Annotated in this window: 19 protein-coding genes; 4 read left to right on the forward strand and 15 right to left on the reverse strand. The window is 70.1% G+C overall.

Going from position 1 to position 21,001, the window contains the following annotated elements; all coding sequences use genetic code 11:
* Positions 1-241: 241 nt before the first annotated feature.
* The 12 genes from NI17_RS24160 to NI17_RS24215 form a co-directional block, all read right to left on the reverse strand.
* Positions 242-688: a hypothetical protein gene (locus NI17_RS24160; protein ID WP_147417034.1), complete on the reverse strand. Its 447-nt coding sequence runs from the start codon at positions 686-688 to the stop codon at positions 242-244.
* Positions 688-1,368, reverse strand: coding sequence for a ParA family protein (locus tag NI17_RS24165; protein WP_199860178.1), 681 nt, complete (start codon positions 1,366-1,368; stop codon positions 688-690). The genes NI17_RS24160 and NI17_RS24165 overlap by 1 nt, the downstream gene beginning before the upstream one ends.
* A 470-nt stretch (positions 1,369-1,838) precedes the next feature.
* Entirely contained in the window at positions 1,839-1,994 is a 156-nt protein-coding gene (locus tag NI17_RS24170; protein WP_157129796.1) for a hypothetical protein, read from the reverse strand.
* A gap of 87 nt (positions 1,995-2,081) precedes the next feature.
* Positions 2,082-2,708 (reverse strand): NUDIX hydrolase, encoded by a 627-nt coding sequence (locus NI17_RS24175; protein ID WP_068693623.1) that lies wholly within the window; start codon positions 2,706-2,708, stop codon positions 2,082-2,084.
* Positions 2,709-2,780: 72 nt separating this feature from the next.
* Positions 2,781-3,068: a hypothetical protein gene (locus NI17_RS24180; protein WP_147417035.1), complete on the reverse strand. Its 288-nt coding sequence runs from the start codon at positions 3,066-3,068 to the stop codon at positions 2,781-2,783.
* 261 nt (positions 3,069-3,329) lie between these two features.
* The gene (locus tag NI17_RS24185; RefSeq protein WP_119268237.1) at positions 3,330-5,315 is read right to left on the reverse strand and encodes a hypothetical protein; all 1,986 of its coding nucleotides are present in this window, start codon (positions 5,313-5,315) and stop codon (positions 3,330-3,332) included.
* A gap of 118 nt (positions 5,316-5,433) precedes the next feature.
* Positions 5,434-5,769, reverse strand: coding sequence for a hypothetical protein (locus NI17_RS24190; RefSeq protein ID WP_147417036.1), 336 nt, complete (start codon positions 5,767-5,769; stop codon positions 5,434-5,436).
* Positions 5,770-7,212: 1,443 nt separating this feature from the next.
* The gene (locus tag NI17_RS24195; protein WP_119268220.1) at positions 7,213-8,469 is read right to left on the reverse strand and encodes an HTH domain-containing protein; all 1,257 of its coding nucleotides are present in this window, start codon (positions 8,467-8,469) and stop codon (positions 7,213-7,215) included.
* Positions 8,470-8,488: 19 nt separating this feature from the next.
* Entirely contained in the window at positions 8,489-8,917 is a 429-nt protein-coding gene (locus NI17_RS24200; RefSeq protein ID WP_119268221.1) for an RRQRL motif-containing zinc-binding protein, read from the reverse strand.
* Complete coding sequence (locus tag NI17_RS24205; protein ID WP_068693633.1) at positions 8,914-9,129, reverse strand: hypothetical protein; 216 nt, start codon at positions 9,127-9,129, stop codon at positions 8,914-8,916. The genes NI17_RS24200 and NI17_RS24205 overlap by 4 nt, the downstream gene beginning before the upstream one ends.
* Entirely contained in the window at positions 9,126-9,419 is a 294-nt protein-coding gene (locus NI17_RS24210; protein ID WP_068693635.1) for a hypothetical protein, read from the reverse strand. The genes NI17_RS24205 and NI17_RS24210 overlap by 4 nt, the downstream gene beginning before the upstream one ends.
* The gene (locus NI17_RS24215; protein WP_147417026.1) at positions 9,416-9,919 is read right to left on the reverse strand and encodes a hypothetical protein; all 504 of its coding nucleotides are present in this window, start codon (positions 9,917-9,919) and stop codon (positions 9,416-9,418) included. The genes NI17_RS24210 and NI17_RS24215 overlap by 4 nt, the downstream gene beginning before the upstream one ends.
* Positions 9,920-10,096: 177 nt before the next feature.
* Here NI17_RS24215 and NI17_RS24220 point away from each other — a divergent pair, with 177 nt between their 5' ends.
* From NI17_RS24220 to NI17_RS24235, 4 genes are all read left to right on the forward strand, one after another.
* Positions 10,097-10,846, forward strand: a complete 750-nt coding sequence (locus NI17_RS24220; RefSeq protein ID WP_068693639.1) for a GntR family transcriptional regulator — start codon at positions 10,097-10,099, stop codon at positions 10,844-10,846.
* A 272-nt stretch (positions 10,847-11,118) separates the two neighbouring features.
* A complete protein-coding gene (locus NI17_RS24225) occupies positions 11,119-12,108 on the forward strand; it encodes a helix-turn-helix domain-containing protein (RefSeq protein ID WP_068693641.1) in 990 nt (329 codons plus the stop codon).
* A gap of 101 nt (positions 12,109-12,209) precedes the next feature.
* Complete coding sequence (locus NI17_RS24230) at positions 12,210-13,553, forward strand: replicative DNA helicase (protein ID WP_068693643.1); 1,344 nt, start codon at positions 12,210-12,212, stop codon at positions 13,551-13,553.
* Positions 13,554-13,719: 166 nt separating this feature from the next.
* Positions 13,720-15,546 carry a hypothetical protein gene (locus NI17_RS24235; RefSeq protein WP_068693645.1) on the forward strand — a complete coding sequence of 609 codons (1,827 nt, stop codon included), beginning with the start codon at positions 13,720-13,722 and terminating at the stop codon, positions 15,544-15,546.
* Between the two features lie 146 nt (positions 15,547-15,692).
* On the opposite strand, the gene mobF is transcribed toward NI17_RS24235, so the two are convergent.
* From mobF to NI17_RS24250, 3 genes are all read right to left on the reverse strand, one after another.
* Entirely contained in the window at positions 15,693-19,298 is a 3,606-nt protein-coding gene (mobF, locus tag NI17_RS24240; RefSeq protein ID WP_234402124.1) for a MobF family relaxase, read from the reverse strand.
* 570 nt (positions 19,299-19,868) lie between these two features.
* Positions 19,869-20,378, reverse strand: a complete 510-nt coding sequence (locus tag NI17_RS24245; RefSeq protein WP_068693649.1) for a hypothetical protein — start codon at positions 20,376-20,378, stop codon at positions 19,869-19,871.
* Positions 20,375-20,899 carry a helix-turn-helix transcriptional regulator gene (locus NI17_RS24250; RefSeq protein ID WP_084012831.1) on the reverse strand — a complete coding sequence of 175 codons (525 nt, stop codon included), beginning with the start codon at positions 20,897-20,899 and terminating at the stop codon, positions 20,375-20,377. The genes NI17_RS24245 and NI17_RS24250 overlap by 4 nt, the downstream gene beginning before the upstream one ends.
* Positions 20,900-21,001: the final 102 nt, after the last annotated feature.

A 21,001-nucleotide genomic window follows, 5' to 3' on the forward strand; every position in this document is an offset into this window, starting at 1 on the left:
CGCGATGACAAGCCAAGATCTCAGGCGTATACAGCGGCAGCCACCGCAGCTCACGCTCGTCACAGCCCCATGCCTTTACACCGGTTTATTGGCCAATCTGGTTCCTGGTACGCCGGTTTCCTGCATATCCACCCATCTCATTCCCCTCTCCTCTGCGCCAGCGAACAGGTCTGTCGGCATGCTTTTACACCGGTGTATCGGTAGCCCGACAAGCCTGGGTGTGGGCAGGACGGTTCGCCGGTCAGCGGCGGGGGCGGCCGCGGCGGCCGGTGCGCTCGGGGGCATCGGCAATGATGCGTTCCACGACCTGCTCGGCGCTCATCCGCGCGCGCAATTCGCGCAATGCCAGGCGAATCACCGGACTGGTGAGGTTGCGTTCCCGGCGAGCCACGCCCGCACTCTCGACCTCCCACAGAAAGTCGATCAGGTCCTCGGTGAGGTAGGCCTCCACCGACGGGGTGCGGGTACGGCGGGTGGCATCACTGCGTCCCGCCCGCACCGGTTTCGCCTCAGGCATGGGCGCCGGTGCGGGCTGCGCCTCGGGAGGCGGAGCAGACCGAGGCTCCGGTTCGGAGGATGTGGGCTCGGTGGTTTCAGGCTGTTCGGGCTTGGGGTGGCGCGGCGGCGGGGTCTGGCGCCCCCGGCGGGTTTTGCGGCGGTTGGCGAGATCGTCCAGGCCGTTGCTCATCAGACCCTCACCGCCTCGGCGACCGCAGCAATCTCCTCGGCGAAACCCTGACCCTGCTTGGTGATGGGCGGGGCCGACACCGCCATGCGGCGGGTCCGGCGGGGCAGCCACACATAATGCGAGACCGGCGGACCGACAGGGACGTCGGCGTCCTGGGTGATGCGGCGCAGTCGCTCGATGTCGCGGGCCGGAGGCACCGGCGGCACCCGGGAGGGAATCACCATCAGCGGATAGTCGGCCAACTGAGTGACCATGCCCTCCAGGGCCTCATGCTCCTTCTCTCCAAAGGGGGCGGGGACGATGATGCGGTGTGCGGCCGCCATCGCGCCCAACGTGGAGGGACTGCCGCCGGGGTGGGTGTCGACCACGACGTCGCGCCCCCACTCTTTGGCCCAGCGCTCGATCAGAGTGGCCATGACATCAGGCTCGGGTTGCGTGTCCACGAAGTCCTCGTGGCAGGGCACCAAGTCGGCCTTGCGCTTGCCCACCAAGGGACGAGGTGTGCGCCCGGCCTCAATAGCGTCCAGCAACGGCGCACTCGCGCGCTGCTCGGTGCGATACCCCCACGCGCGGGTGGCGTTGCCGCGGTCCCAGTCCAGATCCAGCAGCACCGCGCCCATCACGTAAGCCAGTTCGCTCGCGATGGTCGTCTTGCCGACCCCGCCCTTGTAGGCGGCCACCGTGTAGATCCTTGGCTCGCTCATGACCTGCAGTATTACAGCCAGCCGGTTCACCGGTACAGAGGCACCCCGGTTCATAGGCCCACCGGTCATCCGGCGTGCTTTTACACCGGTGTAATCGCAGAAGTTTTCAGGGACACTCCTGTATCCACTTCTGGCACTCTGCAGGACTTCCTGTGGCGGTGCCGATCAGCACAGTCCGCCTTCCAGGTGTATGAGACACCCGCGTGCAGGTAGGGGATTCCTTCCCTGACCGGCATCACCGTCCACAGCCCTACCAGCATGCCTTTACACCGGTGTATTAGCTGGCATAAAAAGCCGCCCCCGGCCTGACGGCCGGTGGCGGCGTAGGCATCAGTGCTGGCGGTTGGCCCAGTCGGCGAGGTCGGACGGGTCGTACCAGGCCCCGCAGCCGGGGCAGCGGGTGCCCAGCGGGGCGAGCAGGGCGCGGATCAGGTGCATGGCCGCCTCTACCAGCGGATCTTGCCGCAGCGGGAACAGGAGGTGAGCGTGCCCGAGGTCAGCCAGGCGTGGTCACCGCCCTTGGGGCACTCGTCATGTACGACGGCGGCGGCCCACAGCGCCACCGGTGACGGGATGGACGTGGGGCAGTGATGACGGTTCATACTGGAACTCCTCCGTGATCTCTGACAGGTGATCGGGGACCGGCCCGCAGCGACGTCTTGGCGGATTGGCGCTGCGGGCTGGGGTCTTCAGCGGCCGCCGCGGGCCAGGTGGTGGGCGGGGACCAGCCCCCCGCCCGTCCAGTACTCGTCCGGCGGGGTGGTGTAGAGGCGGGCGACGGCCTGGCGGTCGGCGGCGGTGGCGGTGATGTCGCCAGTGCGGGCCAGCAGTTCGACCCACACGGCCTCCAGGGTGAGGCGGTGCTGGTCGCGGGCGGGCCGTCCGGTGCGGGCGTAGGCGATGGTGGCCTCGGCCAGGCGCTGCAGCTCCTCGCCGCTGATCCACTCAGCACCGGTGGTCTCTGTCGGGTCGGGGCACAGCGCGGTGTCGGGGGCGACCTCGACGTCGTAGACGGTCCACCGATGCCCGGCCACGGGCCGGGCCGGGGGCGACTGGCAGAGGTTGGGCAGGTCGACCGCGAGCAGCGGCGTGCACGACTGGACGGTGAGGCCGAGTTCTTCGGCGGTCTCGGCCACCAGCGCGGCCTCGGGGCTGGCCTGGCCCTCGTCGGCGGCGTGGCCGGCGACCATGGCCCAGCCGATCGGCCACCAGGCGCGCCCCAGCAGGGCGTATTCGGTGCGGCCTGCGATAGTGCGGCGGATGCGGCCGCCCACGGATGTGCCGCAGCAGCGTCGGGTGATGGTCGTGGTGGTCATGTCGTCCTCTCTTCTCTTCGGGTGGGTGGTGGAGTGGTCGGTCTCCAGGCCGCCCCGCGTGCGGGGTGTTGGTCAGGCCGCGGCGTCGGAGTGGATGTCGGCCCAGTCGGTGACGGTCGCGGCCACCTGGTGGGCAGCCGCGGCCTCGTCGGCGGTGGTCTCGTCGTCCAGGAGGCGTTCCAGGTCGGCGCGGCCGGCAAGCACGACCGCGCCCGGCGGCAGGGCAGTGGCCGGGGCCACGACGACGCGGTCGCCGTGCAGGGCGATCACGGCGTCGGGCGGGGCGGTGGCAGACATGGCGGCCTGGACGTGGACCGCGCACACCTCCGGGGCGGGGTCGGAAACGGTCGCGGGCAGCATGAACTCCTCCATGCAGTTACCGGGTGTAGTCGGTTGTGGGTGGGGGGCGGGGCGGGGGTGTGACCGTCCCACGGGGGTCACCCTCCCTGGGGGACAGGGGTTCTGGGGCCGGGTTCCCCTCCCGTGCGAGGGGGGCCACACCCCCTGTTTGGGCAGGCGGGCGGGATGTGTACCCCTGTGGGACGGTCACGGGGGCACACACCCGGCCTGTGTACCGGTGTGTGCCTGCGCCGGGGCGGGGTGTGTGCCCCCTGCGCGGGGTCAGGCACCGACGTTGCTGTGACGCTGGGTAGCGGCGTGTAGGTCGGTGCGGGCGTAGCCGCAGCAGCGCTGCCCGCCGCGTTTGAACGCCTCGGGCAGCGGCCGCACGCCGTGCTCACGCAGAGCCGCGGCTAGTTCCTCGGTGGTCATGCCGAGTGCGGTGGCCAGGTCTTCCGAATGCATGCGGTCATCGCCTGCGGTGTCCAGGACGGCGATGGCGCGCTCCAGCAGATCCTCGCCCTGTACGTCGTCGGTGGTGGTGGGGGTCTCGCCCGGCAGCAGCCAGGCGGTCGGGTCCGCACCCGGGCGGGCGGGGCCGGGAACGGGTTCGGATGTGGTGGCAGGCACCTCCTCGATGTCGGTGGGGTCGTCGAGCCAGTTGTCGGAGCTGGCCTCGACCAGGCGCAGCCGCGGCCGCGCCACCCCGGCCCCACCGTCGCCTGCGGGCTGGGGCGGGGTGAGGGTGATGGTTTCGCGCATGCCACCGAAGGTTTGGCGCATGCGCTGGTAGCGCCGGGCGTAGGCCTCGCCCGCATGCTGTTGGGACGCCCGGTCGAGTTCGGGGCGGCGCTGGGCGATGGTGCGGGCCAGTTCGGCGATGCGGCGGGGGGTGAGCTGATAGGCCCGGAACGGGCGGGCCGGGCCGCCGTCGGAGAGGAAGCCGGTGCCGGGACCGGCCAAATCCTCCACGCTCAGGTTCTTCCAGCCCATGAGGTAGGCGATCTCCTCGTCGTCGGATCCGGCCATCGCCACGCGGCACACGGCCTGCTTCTTGATGCCGGGGGACAGGGTGTCGGCGGTGGCGCGCAGGGTGGACAGCACGGGGTTGACCGCGCTGTCGCGGGCGATGTCTTGCAACTGCTCCAACCCTTTGCGGATCTGGCCGAGCACGCCCTTGGTGGTGGGGGCCAACAAGGTCTTGCCCTCGTCCACGAAGGTGACGATTTCGGGCAGATCGGCTCCGATGGGCAGCAGCGAGGTGTCGGCGGCCATCTTCTTCTCAAACGCCGAGGCTTTGCGGCCGGTGCTGATGTTGAGAGCGGCGGCGACCAGGGCGGCGGCGTCCTCGGGCGTGCACACCGCCCAGTCCAGGGCGGGACGTTCGGTCTCCCCGCGCAGCCACGGATCCAGCCACGCCCGGCTCAGACCGCCGCCGGTCAGGTCGATGTGCCAGCACAACGCGTCGGTGCAGCGGCCCACTTCGGCGGTGGCCACATTCAAAAGCGTGGTCTTGCCCGAGCCTTTCTGCCCGGCGACGAGCGCGGAGTGCTCGCGCCAGCGCGCCTGGGCGGGGGAGGAGTCGCGGTGCTCGCCCAACGTGATGGGGTCCAGGATCGAGCGCGGCGCGAAATCGGCCGGGTAGTCGATGGTGTGGGCCATGCGGTTGACCGTGGACACCAGCAGCCGCACCGTGCCCCGATATCGGGCGGGGGCGGCCTCCACGCCGCAACCCTCCATCAGGCGCGCGTCAGCGGCCAGGGCGTCCAGGTAGGGCACCAGGGCGCGGCGGGTCATGCCCGAGGGCAATTCCACGGTCAGGGTGTAGCCGGCGCCGGTGTCCCAGTGCTCGGTGTGGGTGACCTGGTAGCCGCTGCGGCGGGTGATGCGGGCCAGACGCGTCTCCCACTCCCGCTCCAACTGGGAGGTCGCGCGCAGCACCAGCCCGCCCCCGCGACCGGTCGCAGAAGCACGGGGGGCGCGGGGGGCCAGCAGCGGGGTCAGTCCGCTGCTGATGCCCGCCCCCACGGCCAGGGCCAACAGGGTGTTGAGGTCCCACGGGGTGGTGGCCAGACACCAGGTCAGCCACGTGCCGGAGGCGGCCCAGCGGCCGATGCGCAGCATCTGGCCGCTGGGGGTGGTCTGCTGGTGGGCGCCCACCGCCACCGATGTGGCGGCTCCGGCCACGCCCGCGGCCGCGCCCCACAGCGGAGCGACGTCCAGCACGTGGCTGGTGGTGGCGGCGGCGGCCAAACCGAGGGCCGCCACCGCCGTGTCCGCAGTAGCACCACCCACCGGGGAGGCAGTGCCGCTGCTACGGCTGCTACGGGTGCGGCGGGTACCCACCTCACCTCTCCTCTCTCTTCTCGACGCAGGCCAAGGGGGGTTAGACGTTCCAGGCGGCCTCGTTGGGACGCGGCGCGTCCTTGCGGCGGATCTCCTCGGCGTGCAGGTTCTCGAACAGCGGCGCGACGTCTCGGGCGGCTTCGGCGACCTGCCCGAACCCCTGGAACACGTGGAACATCGCCTCGGTCACCCGCGAATCGATCGGGTAGTTGTCGTTGAGGCGCTGCACATAGGTGCGAAACGCCAACGCCACGTTCTCGGCGATCTCCGGCAGCTGACGGATCTCCTGGCGCACCTCCCACATGTCCTCGGGCACATAGGAGGTCACCGCCGCCTGCAGTTCAGCGGTCGCGGCCACCAGCGGATTCACAGACACAGACACACTCCTCGTCGCAGTGGGTACGGATGGGCTGGGCGCGGCCCCACTCGGGTCCGCGCTGCTGTCGCCAGCCGGGGCGGCCGCCCCGGTGTCCTCGGCCTCGGCCGTGGGGGACGAAGCCGTCTCGGTGGCGGATGTTGTGGCCTTCGGCGACTCCTCGGCGGCCTCGGGGCGGGACCGGGGCCACAGGCCGCGCAGCCACGCCACCAGACCGACCAGAGCCCCCAACGCGGCAGCGACCTTCTGGTTGCCGCCGTGGTCGCGCCAGGCCCGCGCGGCCGCCCGCGCCCGTTTGCGCAGGCCACGCCCCGCCCGGCGAGCCGCCCGCCAGGACTTCGAGGGGCGGTGCCCCAAAGCGCGGTCAGCGGCCCGTGCGGCGCGGCGACTGCCCGCGGCCGCACCCCGGGAGGCCGCTCCAGCAGCACGGCCCGCCGCCTTCGCCGCACGGGCAGCGTGCGGAGCGGCCGCGCTCCAGGCCCGCCGCGCCGCGCGCATCGGCCTCGACACGCGCCCCGACCGGCCACCGGCCCCACCACCACTGCGGGTTCTTGGGCCACGGCCCCCGGAAGCACGGGGGCCGCTGGTGGGGCGCGCACCACCCCACCGACTGCCACCGGCACCGGTGCGGCCCGCAGCACCGGACCGGCCTCCGCCTGCGGCACGCCCGCCCGCCGAGGCACGGCCCCCACGCGATCCGGCAACCGGTCCCAGGCCCAGGGAGCGGACCGCTGACGGCGACCGGGACGTCCCCCGCCCCCCACTGGCACCACCCCCGCCAACAGCACCGCGGCCGGGGCGGCGCCCACCAGGGCCACCCAGCAGGCCCCGCCCACCACCCAGTGGGCCGGACCGTCCGCCAGCGCCGCGTCCGGCGGGCCGGGCGCCACCGAACCGCAGCCCGCCGCGTCGGCGGGCGCGCACCGCCAGATAGCCCACGCCCCCCGCGGCGGTCACCGCGCCTCCGGCGGCCAGGCCCCACACCCCGCCCACCTGGTACAGACCCGCCGCAGCGGTCGCCACCGCCGACGCGCCCGCGGCCACCCACTGGCCGGTACTCATCCCACCCCGCGGCCCCTCCCCGGCCTCCTCCGTAGTGGAGGTCGGGGCGCCGGCGGGCGGAGTGGGCGGCGTCTCCTCCGACTCGGGGGCGGAGCGCTCGTCGACCACCTCGGTCATTTCGGTCACCTCCTCCTCACGCACTGTCGGCGTCTCGGCCATCACGCATCTCCTCTCTTGCAGGTCACAACAGGTGAACGGGCGGGTCGGGCGGGCCTGGCGCGCGGACACACGAGGTCGCGCGGCACCGGCCGCGCCGCAACCCCGGAGTAGTGCGCACACCCCCTCACACGAGGGGTTGAGGGAGTGTGCGCACCCGCCGGGGGCGGGGCGAACCACCGCGGGGCCGCACTCGGCGGCCCCACAGCAGATCGTTCGGAGGGGTCAGCGGTCGGCGTCGTAGACGGGGTAGCCCTGGCGGGCCAGGGCCTCGCGGTGGGTGCGCACCGTGGTGCGCGACACCCCGAGTTCCTCGGCGACAGCCCGCGTGGACACCGCCGGGCCGTAGCGGCGGATCGCCTGCCACACCCGCTGCCGGGTGCCACCCCCCACACCGTCCTGCGACCGGTCCCGGTCCAGGTCAGCCCCGGTGGCAGGGCCACTGCCAGGGGTGCCACCCCCTCCCCGTGCCTCCAGCGGGTCCTCGCCCAGCTCAGCCGGGGTGGCAGGCGGGGTGTCAGGGGTGCCACCCCCCACCGCCACCCCGCCCTCGCCGTCGTCGTCCAGGCGGCGGGCGATGTCCGCCCACGCCGCGTCCACAGCCGTCGGATCGTCCAGATCCGGGCGACGCTTCCCGGGCTCGGCCTGCTCCTGGTCGACGTCGGCGTCGGCAGCGGGGGCGGGGCTGCCGGTGGTCAGCCCCAGCACCGGGCGGGCCAGCCGCAACTGCCGCTCCAGCCGGGCGCGGCGGACCAGAATCTCCATGTCCGCCTGGTCCTCGGCCATCCGCAGGTCGGTCGAGCGCAGCATGGCCTCCCGCTGCAGGGTGTGGCTGATCTCCTCGCGCCGCCGCTGCGCCTCGGCCTCCGCCTCGGCCAACCGCACCTCGACCTCGGCCTCGGCCAACCGCACCTCCGCCTCCGCCTCGGCACGGGCACGGGCGTAGGCGGCCTGGCGGCGCAGCGCGGCCAACTCCGCCTGCTGGGCCTCGGTCAACCCGGTGTCCAACTCGGCCACACGCCGCGCAGCCTCCTCCGCGGCGGCCCGCGTCTCGGCCGCGGCCCGCTGCGCGGCGGCCCGGCGCTCCCGCACCTCCTCGGCCATGCTGGCGAGTGCCCAGTGCCACAAGGCCTTGGCGCCCAGCGGCATCAGCGCCAGGGGGATGAGGCTCCAGTGGGACATCCACCCGTGCAGCGCCAGCACGCCCACCACCACGGCCGCGGTGCCCCACCCGGCCGCCGCCAGACCCCGCGGGGTACGCCCGGTGCGGTGGACCTGCTGCCACTCCAGCGCCACCAGCGCCACCCAGGCCAACTCCAGCGCCACAGCCACCGCGCACGCCACCGGGGTGGGCGCAGCCCGCCCCACCAGATCCACCACACTCCACGCGGTCCACGCCATGGACAGCACCGTCAGCGCCCCGCCCAAGGCCAGCACCAACCGCTGCGGCGCCGCCGCCCTCGTCATCTCCGTCTCCGTCATCTCGTCGTCCTCCCTCGCCTCACGCGGCGGTGGTCTCCTCGGCCCAGACCGCCGCGATCTCCGCAGCCTGGGCGGCCTCAAAACATGGGGGGCAGCAGCCCTGCAAACTGGTGGGCAGGCAGTAGTCGTGTTCGGTCCGGCAGGCCCGGCAGGTGCGCCGCGCGCGCAGCGCCGCCTCCACCGCCGCCCGCCGCGCCGCAGTCATCTCACGGACCGGCAGCGCCCGGCTGATCCGGTACAACCACGCGATGCGCACCCCGCCGGAATGGGCCGCGCGGCGCGAGCGCCACATCAACTGCGCCACCGGCTCCTGACCGCCCGGCCGCAACCCCAACTCCCGCAACTGCGCCCGCGTGGCCAGATCCGCATCCCAGACCCGCGCCCAGCCGTAGGGATAGGTCGGCAGGCCATACCGGGACCCATCGGGGTCGAAGAACCGCGCCCTCACCGCCCGGCCTCCACGTCCTGCGGGGCACAAGACACACAGCAGCCCTCACCGCAGCCCGGTTCGCTCTCACCCGCCGCGAGCGCGACCAGGAAAGCGACCAGCGCCACCATGCCTGCGGCCTCCACCTCCCACACCAGCCGCACCAGACCCGCGGCCCCGGCCACCACCAGCACGGCGGCCAACACCACGCGCCGCACCACCGTCCGGCTCACCGCGCCCGCTCCCGCTCCAACTCGGCCTCGGTGTCGCGGTGGGCCTGACGGCGCCGCCGCAGCCGCTCCGCCTGCACCGCCACGATCCGATCCAACTCCCGGATCCGCGACTCCAGCCGGGCGACGGTGCGGGCGTGCTCAACCGCCTCCGCCCGGGCCTCGGTCACCCGCTCGGCCGACCGCCGACCCAGCAGGTTGACCTCCTCCTGCAACCGGATCGCCGCATCCACATGGGTGCGCGCCGTCTCACCCAACTCCCGCCACCGGCGAGAGGACACGATGCGGATCACGCGGCCACCCCCGTGGTGACCTCGCAGGAGGCGGCCATCCGCCGCTCCAGCAGCGCGGCCGCCACGGCCTGACGCGGATCCGAAGCGGCCAGCAGCGCATCCACCTGCTCCGCGTCCAGGTCCAGCACCTCGGCCACATCAGCCCAGTACCGGACCGCGAAGTCGCCCTGGCCGTCGGCAGGAACGGCGCCCTCCGGCTCCAGCTCGGCCTCGATCGCGGCCAGCTCCTCCTCGCCGGGCTCACCCCACTCGTCCTCGCCGTCGGCGCCGACGCGCGCCACCGCCTGGCCGTTACGGGTCGGGCTGGTCGCCTCACCCGTCGCACCGACCAGCAGGGCCGCGTCCACCCCGGCCTCCGCGGCCACCATCTCGATCGCGACCTGCTCGTCGGCCTCGGCCACCGGGCCGTACAGCAGCGCGATCAGTTCGTCCCGATCCATCACCGCCAGCAAGCCGCGCTGACCACGAGTTGCCCCAGGCAGCGTCATACTGGAAGACATCCGGATGTTCTCCTTCCAGGTAGGTCCGGATTCAGGCCTCGGCGGGCGGCACCCCGCCGAGGCCGTTGTGCGTAAGGAGCTGCTAGCTCCCCGCCACGCAAGACATACTATGTTTGCTGTTTGATACTATGTCAAGTGTGGTGATACAAATAGTTCCGCACGGTTAGAAGGAGAGGCATGACGCGCTATCGAGAGATCGCGGACGCGATCAGGGAAAAGATCCGGTCAGGCGAGTACGCACGAGGGTCGGTGCTGCCTTCGAACGCGAGCCTGGCGTCCGAGCACGCTGTCTCTACCCCCGTGGTCAACCGCGCACTTCAAGTGCTCCAGTCCGAAGGGTTGGTACGCGCAGAGAGAGGACGAGGCACCGTGGTACACGAGATCGCCCCCCTTGTACGGCGCGCCGTGGAACGACACCGGCGCACGGTGCGGGAACAGCAGGGCGGCGCCTTCGCGTCCGAGGTTTCGCGTCTGGGCCACACGCCTCGCTCCAACCTGGTGCAGGTGGGCCCGGTCACTCCTCCCCCGCAGGTAGCAGAGGCGCTGGGCCTGACCGACCCCGATCCGGTAACTGCAATCCGGGATCGCCGCATGTACGCCGACGACACTCCCGTGCAGCTCGCCACGAGCTACATCCCGTGGGAGATCGCAACAGGGACCCGGATCACGCAGCCCGATGTCGGTCCCGGCGGCACCTATGCCCGCCTGGCCGAGCAGGGACACGTGGTGACGCGGTGGCGCGAGCGGGTCACCACCCGGTCCCCGTCCGAAGCGGAAGGGGACTTCCTGAAGCTGACCGACGACCAGCGTGTCCTGGCGATCGAACGTGTGGCGTACACGGCCCAGGACCGACCGGTGGAGGTGACGGTGATGGCGTTGCCCGCCCACCAGTGGACCCTGGAATACGAGTGGGAGGACGAATCCTGACGAGAGAGCCCCGGCGCGTCCACGCCGGGGCTCTCTCGTGGGCTCCTGTGTGACTCCAGTTGCCCGGCGGCACAGTCGCGCTGTCAGGAGCCCATAGCGCCCCGTGACGCTACAGTTCCCAGACAAAGAAAAGGCCGGGAGTGCCACCTCCCGGCCCTGAGAGTCTTCGCGTCTACCCAACAACGAAAGACAGTGATGAGTCTACCCGTGTGTGCCGACATGGCACAGCATGTCCCCGCCCACTCTCCTTCTTCGCTGGTCGGAGGTGTGCGGTGACGATCCAGCACATGAACCTGGTGTTCCAGGCGGAGGGCCTGAACCACAGCGAGAAGGTGGTTCTCCTCGCCTACTGCAACTACACCGACCCCCACGGCTACGTCTGGGCCGGTGTGGACCGTATCGCCGACGACACCGGCGCTTCCACCAGCACCGTCAAGCGGGTCCGGTCTGCCCTCAAGGCCAAGAACCTCCTCGCGACCAAACGGCGCGTCGATCCCCGCACCGGCGAGTCGATCCCCAACCTCACCCGCATCAACCTGTCGCTGCTGGAGTCGATGCGTCGAGCTCCCAAGGAGTACGACGACAACCTCGTCGAGGCTCTGACTTTCGACTCAGAAGAGCCCTCGAAACCCTCAGACGAAAACCCCTCTGACCTGCGGATGGATCAATCTGAGCCCAGGGCTGACCTGCGGATGGATCAATCTGAGCCCACCCCCGGGCTCAATCTGACCCCTCCCTATGGCGGGCTCAATCTGACCCCTAATCCCTCAGTACATCCATCAGACTCATCCTCTTCAGGGGGCGTGGGCGCGTCCCCGCCTCCGAAGCGCCCCGCAGAGGAGGAGGAAGAGACTTCGTCCGCGAGACGGCGGGGCCGAGGGGCGGTTCAGGTGGTGATGGAGCGCACGGGGGCTTCTGAGGAGGAGGCCGACCAGGTGATCACGCTGGTTCGGGAGCACGCCTTCAAAAAGAACATCAGGATCGCGTCAATGAGCCGCTACGTCGCTGGATTCGCTGCGGAGGACCTGGAGGCGCGGTTGGCCGAGATACGCCGTCAGCGTGGCTCTGAGGGCCGTTCAGGGGGATCGAAGCGGCCGCGGCGGTTGGTGATGTGCTCCCACCACTACGTGCCGGTGCCATGTGGGGCCTGCCAGGTCGAGATCCGCTCCGGAGAGACCGAGACCGCCAAGCGAACCTTGGCCAAGCAGGGCCCAGAGAACCGACCCGACCTGGTCGAGTGGTTGGCTCCGGCCTCGACCTGACTCCTGGACCCGGCGGAAAAGCAAAAAGGGGGGGCCTCCTGGCTCGCAACCCGTGCCCACCACCCCTGTTCCCCTGCGGATTGACAGAGGAGGACTCCAGTATGACCGGCCAGTTGGAGCCTGCGTTGGAGGAGCGGGCACTGCCGCACGACATCACCGCCGAGCAGGCGGTGCTGGGCGGGGTGCTGCTCAACCCGGACGTGTTGCATGAGGTGCTGGAGATTGTGGAGGCGGCCGATTTCTACCGGCCTGCCCACCAGGTGATCCTAAACGTGGCCACGCAGATGAGCGATCAGGGCCAGGCGTTGGACGCCATCACCGTGCACGCCGAACTGGTGAGGCGAGGCGAGGCGATGCGGGTGGGAGGTGCGCCGTATCTGCACACGTTGATCGAGACGGTGCCCACCACCGCCAACACCACCTACTACGCACGCATCGTCGCAGAGAAAGCACAACTGCGGCGTCTGGTGGAGGCCGGACTCGGGATCGCCCAGCTTGGCTACACCGGCCAGGGTGAGGCTGATGACCTGGTGACCCGCGGTGAGCGGTTGTGGCAGCGTGCTGCTCGCCTCGGCGACGATGATCCTATGGTGACCACCTATGCCGATCTGCTGCCCGACCTGGTCGACCGCATGGGGGCCACTGCCGAAGAAGAAGGCCTGGTGCCGCTACCGTATGTCGATCTGGCCCACCTGCTGGGGGGAGGGCTGCGTCCGGGCCAGTTGGTGGTGGTCGGAGGACGTCCCGGGCACGGCAAGACCACCATCGCCCTGGACCTCACCCGGCACGCCGCCCGAGCAGGCCACCACGTGCTGTTTGTGAATCTGGAGATGACCGACCAGGAGTTGGGCCACAAGATCCTGGCAGCCGAAACCCAGGTGCCTCTGGGTAAGATCACCGATCCCGAGGCCCCCCTGAACGCGGAAGAGTGGGCACGGGTGGAGCGCCACCTGGTGCACCGCCACGAGCTGCCGATCACCATCGACCATGATCCGCACTGCACGCTGGCGCGGATCCGCGGCCGGGTCAGCGCCCTGGCGCGGGCCGGCACCCCGGCAGGCCTGGTGGTGATCGACTATTTGCAGTTGATCACGCACGCAGCCGCCGACACCCGCGAACAGCAGATCGCTGAGACCACCCGCTCCCTGAAATTGCTGGCCCGCGAGATGAAAGTTCCTGTGCTGCTGCTGGCCCAAGTCAACCGTGAGGCTGCCAAACGCGACGACGGCATGCCCCGGCTCAGCGACTTCCGCGAATCCGGCGCAGTGGAACAGGACGCCAACATCGCCCTGATGATTCACAATCCCGGCGCCGATGATCCCGAGACGCCGCGCCAGGGCGAACTCGACATCCGGGTGGCCAAGAACCGCGGTGGCCCGCTGGGCAACGTCACGGTTGCCGCCCAACTCCACTACGCCCGTTGCGTCAACCTCGCACGTCCCTGACCTCCCTCAGAGCCGTGTGGCTGACCGTGCCGTCGTAAAAGCCAGACAGAACGCGCCCGTATTCGTTACGGTTCTCCCGCTTAAGGCGTACTTCAAGAGGTGGGCTCCCACTCACAGCCACGCCCGACGAACGGAAGGCGCCCATTTCGCCGAAGGAGAGACCAAGATGACGTCTGAGGACGCGAAGAGCACCAGCGATTTGGAACTGGACTTGGAGCTTCGCTTCTTCGACGGTGCTGATGACCAACTCGTCGACATCGCTCGCAGATACTGGTCTTTTGACGGGGTGGACGAGAGCGGTGCCTACCCCCAGTGGGGATGCTTGGTCCGTGACATTGACACCGCCGGGTGGGGACGCCGTCTTCACGTCCTGGCTGCTGCCGTGAGCCGTGCGGTGCTTAAAGGCTTCTCCTGTGCCGCGTGCGGCGGTGAACTCTCTTTAGCCTCCCGCAGCACTCTTCAGGAGGTCCTTGATGGTGCCCACGAGCATGACTGTGTGGACTGCCGTCCCGTGCTACTGGAGGAAGCCGAGAAACTGTCGGACCCCAAACGCCGGGCCCGGCGTCAGCAGCACCAAGAGCGTCAATTGGCTCTTCAGAGAGTCGCTTCGGCTAAGCAGGAATGGCTTCACAACCGTCGCGAAGCGGCCTATGAGACCTACCCCTTGCGGTGGCGTCCTGAGGAGCAAGTCCCGCCGCTGAGCCTGTATCAGGAGCTCACCGCCCTGGCCGTACTGCGTTATGCGGCCAAGGGCGGACTGGTCTGCGCCCAGGCCCGCTTGACCGACCGTGCCCTGGTGCCCCACGTCGAGGACTTTGAGGCTCTGAACGAGTTGCACAACCTCGGAGTACTGGCGATCCACCCGGGGACTCCGCTGGATTCCCTGGTGTGGGAACCGGCGACTTTTCAAGAGGCCTACGCCCAGGCCGAAGGGAATCTGGACAACTTGCCCGCTGCTCGACCAGCTGGCCGCTACTGGCCGTTCAAGACGGTGTTCTACGTGCCCTTCGGGTCGGATGCCTCCTTGGCCGCCAAGCGCTTGGACAAGGAACTAACCCAGCGCCTGGCCCGTGCTCTGAAGGACCATGAACGCTACCAGGCCCTTGAGGAACTCGCCGTTGAGGTGATCGCTGCGGAGACCGTGCGCTACTTCGATTACAAGCTGACCCAGCATCACCTGCCAGCGGTTCCCGGTGACCACCGACCTCGACTTGAAGAGGCGGCTGTCAGGCTCGCGCGCTCACGTTGCCTGGGGGATATGTATTTCTGCGCTTGGTCGGCGGCCAGCAGCGCCGCAACGGCATCCAAGCGTCACCCCTCGGCACCGCAGGAGAACATGACCACCCACGGCGTCAACCGCTTCGAGGACCGAGCCAAAACCCTCCTCGACAACCCAGGCGAGGAGGTCAAGACCTTCGAGGAAGATGCCAACTTCGGTCTTTCTGCACTGACCAGGACCCTGTTCTACACGGTCTTGGACATGAATCCGATGACCACCACGCTGTCGCAGATCCGGCAGCAGCGCCCCGCCCCTCCAACACCTCCTTCTCCACCTCGCGTCGCCCAACCGTCGACCGCGCCCTCTGCCGAGGACTCGAAGTGGACCTACCCTCCGTTGGAGGAAAGCGAGTTCCCCTCAGTGGAATTACAGGCCCGCAGACTCGCCGAAGTCGCTGCCCACTGGTCCCCCGAGAAGGTCGCCTCCGGATTCGAGGACGTGCGCCAGACCATCACCGCCGTCTGGGAAGACGGCCATCCCGATCGCAGCACACTCATCGATGCCGCAGCTGGACTGGAGACTTATTTCCACCAACTGCGCTCCTACCTCGACTCCCACCAAGCCGCACTGGCCATGATCCTGGCCGGTGGCCTGCGCCGTGAACTCATCGGCCAATGCCCTGACACTTTCTACGCCGGGCAGATTGTCATCGGTCTCCTTGGCGACTCTTTGACTCCGGCGCTAGACATGGATGGCAGCCCTCCTGTCTCCTGATAGCGGCGTATCCCTATTCTGAGGAATTTTTGATTCCCTTGGCTTTACGACGTAAAGATGAGAGGTGACTCAATATGAATGGCAGCCCTCCTCGATCGTGGCCGGAACCGGTAAGTCGCCGTTGAGGGAGCAGTCGTCCTTGAAAGTCAGCGGGGTCCGTGGGGGCGACGGACTGCCGACGGCGGAGGGAGGGGGTAGGACGTGGGAGACCGAGGCACGCCGTGGGCGGGGCGGGGGGCGCCGGAGGATTGCCGGGAAGCAGTGCGTGGTGCCGGTTGAGAAGCCAGGTCGGCGGTTTGGAGGCTGTGCTGGCGCCGCAACTCCTGCAACTGGGTCTTGTCCAGGCGGGCAAGGTCGGCGCGGGTCAGGTCGTGGGCCAGGGCCAGGGGCTCCAAGGCGACCAGTTCGCGCTCACGCTGTTCGTGTTGGCGGACGTCCTGGTGGTCGCGTAGGTCGGCGTCCAAGGCCTGCTGCCACAGGGCCTCGGCGTGGCGGCGGGTCTGGTGGAGGTTGTCCAAGGTGTTCGACAGCGCTGTCTGAGCGGCCTCGGCCGCTTCTCGGGCCGCGTCCGGAGTGGTGCCCTGCAGCAGCAGTCGCATCCGTCCGGCCTGGGCGCGGGCGACGGCTTCTCGGGCCTGTGTGCGCAGGTGCGAAAGAGCGGCCTCCAGTTCGGTGGCCTGCTGGCGCAGCGCGGCAACCTCTTCGGCCGCGGCCTGGGCGGCGGGGCCTCGCCCGGCGCGGATGTCTTCCAGGCTGAGCGGAGACGGCGTGGGAGTGGGCGCGGTGCGGTGGGTCAGGCCCCGGTTATCCGCGATTTCGTCGAGGACCAGGCTGTCAGGGGTGTCGGTGAGGGTGGTGGCGTAGGCGGTGATGACTCGGTGCAGGGCTTCCTCGGCGGTGCTGGCCTCACCGAGACGCAACCGGACCTGCTCGGATCCGAGTTCGCAGGCGGGAAGGTACAGGTCGGTGCGCACCCGCGCGCGGGACATGGCGGGGTAGAGGCTGTGGGCATCAGCGCCCAGGCCGTAGACGTGACAGCGGTCAGCGGTCAGGCCTTGGGCGGCGGCGATGGTGATCGCATAGCCGTGCACCAGGTCACCACGGGCGATCTGGGCGGGGCTGATCCAGGCCGAGGTGACCGTGCCGTTGTGCCGCCACTCCACCAGTGCCCCCCGGCGGGCGTCCACGGCGGTCACCACCCCGCGGTAGCCGTTGAGCACGTCGGGGTCGCTGCTGTGGCGAGAACGGTAGTCGTTGCGGCGCAACCGCACCTGATCCCCCGCGGCCAGGGACAGGTGTTCTCCGCCGCGCAGGCGGTAGGTGACGTCCGCTCCGGTGAGCAGGCCCCGGGCGCGGGCGAGAGCGCGGGCATGGGCGTTGAGCGCGGCTGCGTCGCTGTTGGTGGCGGCGAGCATGAGCAGTTGCTCGACCGCGTCGTGCGGGTCGGTGTGGCGCTGGCGGTCGGCCCACCAGGCAGCGGCCATCTGCGCGTGCGCGGCATCGGCGTCGGCGGGAGCGTGGATCATGCCGTGCTCGCCCCACAACGCCAGGGCGGTACGGCGGGCGCCGTCGCGCCACGCGGCCAGCGCGGCCCGGTCCACTTGTCCGCGCTGACGGCGGTTCTCGGTGAGCACCAAGCCGTCGACGAGCTCGTGCACGCGGCCGAACGCACCGCCCACGCCGATCGACCGCAGTTGCAGCGGATCTCCGATCCCCACGAGTTTGGTGCCGGTGCGTTCGGCCTCGGCGACCAAGCGGGCCAGGTCGCGGTCGGCCACCATGGCGGCCTCGTCGATGACGAGCACGTCCACCCCGTCCAGACCGGGCCCGTCATCGATGCGGCGCATCCACGCGGCCAGGGTGGCCGAGGAGAGGCCGGCCTCGGCACGCAGCCCGGCGGCGGCCACCGCGGCCACGGCCGCGCCCTCCACCCGGTACCCGGCCGCCTCCCACACCGCGCGGGCCGCGCTCATAACGGTGGTCTTGCCCGCCCCGGCCACGCCGACCACGGCATCGACGCCGTGGCCTGAACCGACCAGGCGCTCCACCACGCGGGTCTGCTCTGTGGAGAGGGTGAAGCCCTTGTGCTGCTGCCAGTCGTGCAGGGCGCGCGCGGCGAGTCCGCGGTCGGCCATGGCCGCGCCCGCGTTCAGACGGGCCTGGGCCGAGCGGGTGATGGTCTGCTCGGCACCCACGACCTCAGCGGAGGTGTAGCGGTCGGCGTGCGCCATGTGGGACGGTCCCGCATCAGGCAGTCGCACCGCGTAGGGGTGGGCCAGCACCGCCTCGGTCAGCGCCTCCAACTCGTCGATTCCGCCCAGTCCAGGGCCGAGGGCGTCGGCGACGGCGGCCATGACCTTCGCCCTGGTGACCACCTTGGTCTGGGCGGTCACCCCGGTCTCCGGATCCCACACCGCCGCGGCCACAGCGTCGAGGTCGGGGCGGTGCGGCGGGCCGGAGGGCCCCACGGCCGGAGCGCCCCCCGGAGGCATGCGTCCCAGTACGTCGGCGACCAAGGCCTCAGGGGAGAGACCCGCCTCGTGTGCGCGTTGACGCCAGGCGGCACGCTCCTGTTCGGGAGACAGATCGATCTTGGCTCCGGCGGTGCGTCGCGCCGCGACTCTGCTGACCTCGGCACTGGCGCACTCCCCGACCTCCTCGGTGATCTGCCGGGCACGCCGGGAGTACAGGCGCCGCACCTGCTCGTCGATGCCGGAGAGTTCCCACCGTCCGCTGTCGGGATTGCGTTCCCAGGACACGCCGAACTCGGCGGTGAGCAGTTGACGCAGCCGGGCGCGAGCATACTGGCCCACGGCCGCGACGTGGCGGTGCAGGTCGCGTCCGCCTGCGGCGATGGTGCGCCACTTGCCGTCGGAGCCACGCGCGAGGTTGGCGATCATGACGTGGGCGTGCAGGTGCGGATCCCCAACTTGCCCGGCGACCGGGCGGGCGGTGCGGTGCAACGTGATCGTGCCGACCAGGCCGCTGGTGTCCAGCCGCTGGGCGGTGCGGCCGTCCCCGTGGTGGCCGCTCATCACATAGCCGGTCCACGACTCCAGCGCCGCGACCGAATCGCGGACGGTCTGCAGGTACAACTCCTCGATCCGGGCCGCGGTGGCGGCATCGGCCAGTCCCCACAGCACGCTCACCGACTTGGGAATGTCGAAGGTGACGTCATAGCCGCGGTTGCCGACACGCACCCGCTCGTCGGCGTGTTTGCGGGCGGCGGCCAACTCCTGTGGTTCGTAGACGTCTTCGAGGTCGATTCCAGCGGCCTCGGCCACGGCCTCCAGGTCCGCGACGGGCGCGCGGTGGGCCTCCCCGTCACGCCGCAGCCCCCGCTCCAGTCGACCGTAGCGTTTGACGAGTTGGGGGCCGTCGATCAGCGCCGCCGCGTCGACGCCCTGGACGTCGGCCGCGGCACGGATCGCCTCCACCAGGGGGCGGGCGGGAAGCTTCGCCGCGGAGACCACGGCCAACTTGGGTTTGACCAGCCACCGGCCCGTCTGCGGAGAGCGTCCAGCCATGACGGTGCGTACCTGGTCGATGTCGTCCTCGTCGACCAGGACCGTGCCCGCCTCTGCGCCGAATTCCTGCCAGCCCGCGCCGACACGTTCGATGGGGCGCGCACCGGCCTGCTGCGCCAGCCGGTAGGTCAGCGCCGCGTCCGCAGCCCGGGCGTGGTCGTGACCGCACTGCGGGGACAGGCGGTAGTCCACCTGGGCGGCATCCGGGCCCAGCACGGTCACCATCGCCACCGCGCAGCCCTCCTTCACCGCCCCAAACGCAGCAAACCGCGCCGATCCTAACGAAAGATACCTGCGTACTCTCCCGCTTTTTTGGTAACGATCCGGCATACGGGAGAGGGTTCGCAGGATCGTTGCGGTGGTGCTGCGGGCGGCGGGGCGCGCTGGGGCGGGCGTCGATTACACTCGCCGTCCCAATCGGGCGGGCTTGGCCTGCCCGACGGTTTCCCGCCTGTGGCGCCCGACCCAGCGCGCGAGGGTCCCGCCGCGCGTGGCTCCGAAACGATCCTGTGGAGCCTCGTCACTGTTCAGTTGTCCTAGTGGTGACTACTTCTTCTTGTTGCACTGGCAGGGGTGGGCGTTGCACTTGCGGCAGCAAACGCAGTGCTTCGCCTTCTGGTTGCACTTGCGGCAGTAGACTTCCGCGGTTTCGCCAACCTTGGGGGCCATCCCCGCTCCTTCACTCTATTCATTACCCATCTGATCGGAGATCACTGCGTTCTCGCGAAGGAGCGGATCAAAGTTCCCGGGGTGTTTCAGGTGGCAGGAATCCGCCTGAAACACCCCGGGTGTGAGTTAGTGGCCAGGTTCGGTACCTGTCCGCTGCCAGGGAAGGGGCGGGCGGCGCTTGTCCGACCCTGTTCCTCTTCCAGGGCGGCTGTTCCACATCAGCAGCAGGTCGCGCACGTGGTAGCGGGCGCCCCAGTACCACTGGCGCTGGCCGTCGACAGTGGGCGGCAGCGTGTCCGGGCGGTCGTCCTTGATCTGGGTAACGCTTTTGGAAGCAACGCCGATGAGCGCGGCGAAGCCTCCCAGGGTCACCTGCTTGACCAGGTCCTCGTCGGGCAGTTCCACCGGGTCGGGGCGGCGGGGCCGGAACTTCTCCAACTCGGCCGGGTCGTACAGGTTGTTGCCCGAACCTCCGCCCCTGCCGACGTCCCCCTTCCGGCGCACCCGAGGTTCGGGGAAGTCGGGATAGTGGCGGGGCATGATGTTGAGCACGTAGTTGTAGCTGTAGCCGCACCGCTCGGCCCACTCCTGCAGCGTGATCAGGCCCTCCGTGCGCTCCTCGGGTTTCTCGGTCAATGGGGGTCCTTGTCCCTTCGGTTGGGGGCTTCTTCCGTTGCCGAGCCGGGGCGGGCGAAGGTGGTCTCCCAGGCTGCGCTGACCTCGGTCTTCTCGGCGGCGTAGGCCGTGCTCATGGCGTCGATCACCGCTGCGCGGGCCGCAGGCGGTCGCCAGCTCGCCGGGAGCACGCCGCGCTCGGCTGCTGCCAGTACCGGCCGCGAGCAGGCGATGTCCTCTTCCAGTCGCTCGCGGATCGCCGCGGCCGCGGCGTGTACGGTCAGTCCCGCGCGCACGCGCAGGCCCGCCATGCCTTCGGGGAGCGCTCCCTCGGCCACCAGGTCGGCCACGCCGCAGCCGATCGCCGCGGCCAGAGCGGCCAGCCTGGTCACCTCCGGGCGTTCGCGGCCGTGCTCGTAGGCGATGACCTGGCGGCGGGTGGTGCCCACCCGCTCGGCCAGACTGGCCTGGCTCAACCCTGCCGCCTCCCGCACTGCCCTGAGTCGCACCGGATCGAGCGGCGCCCCTGCTCCACGCACCATGTGACAATCCTAAACCACACGTGTTGTTTAGGAAAAAGCAGTGGTCTGCCGGAGGCATGCCCTGACTGCGAGGCGCCCTCTCAACCTGAGCGGCCGTCAGAA

This window comes from Thermobifida halotolerans (assembly GCF_003574835.2).
Taxonomy (GTDB): Bacteria; Actinomycetota; Actinomycetes; order Streptosporangiales; family Streptosporangiaceae; genus Thermobifida; species Thermobifida halotolerans.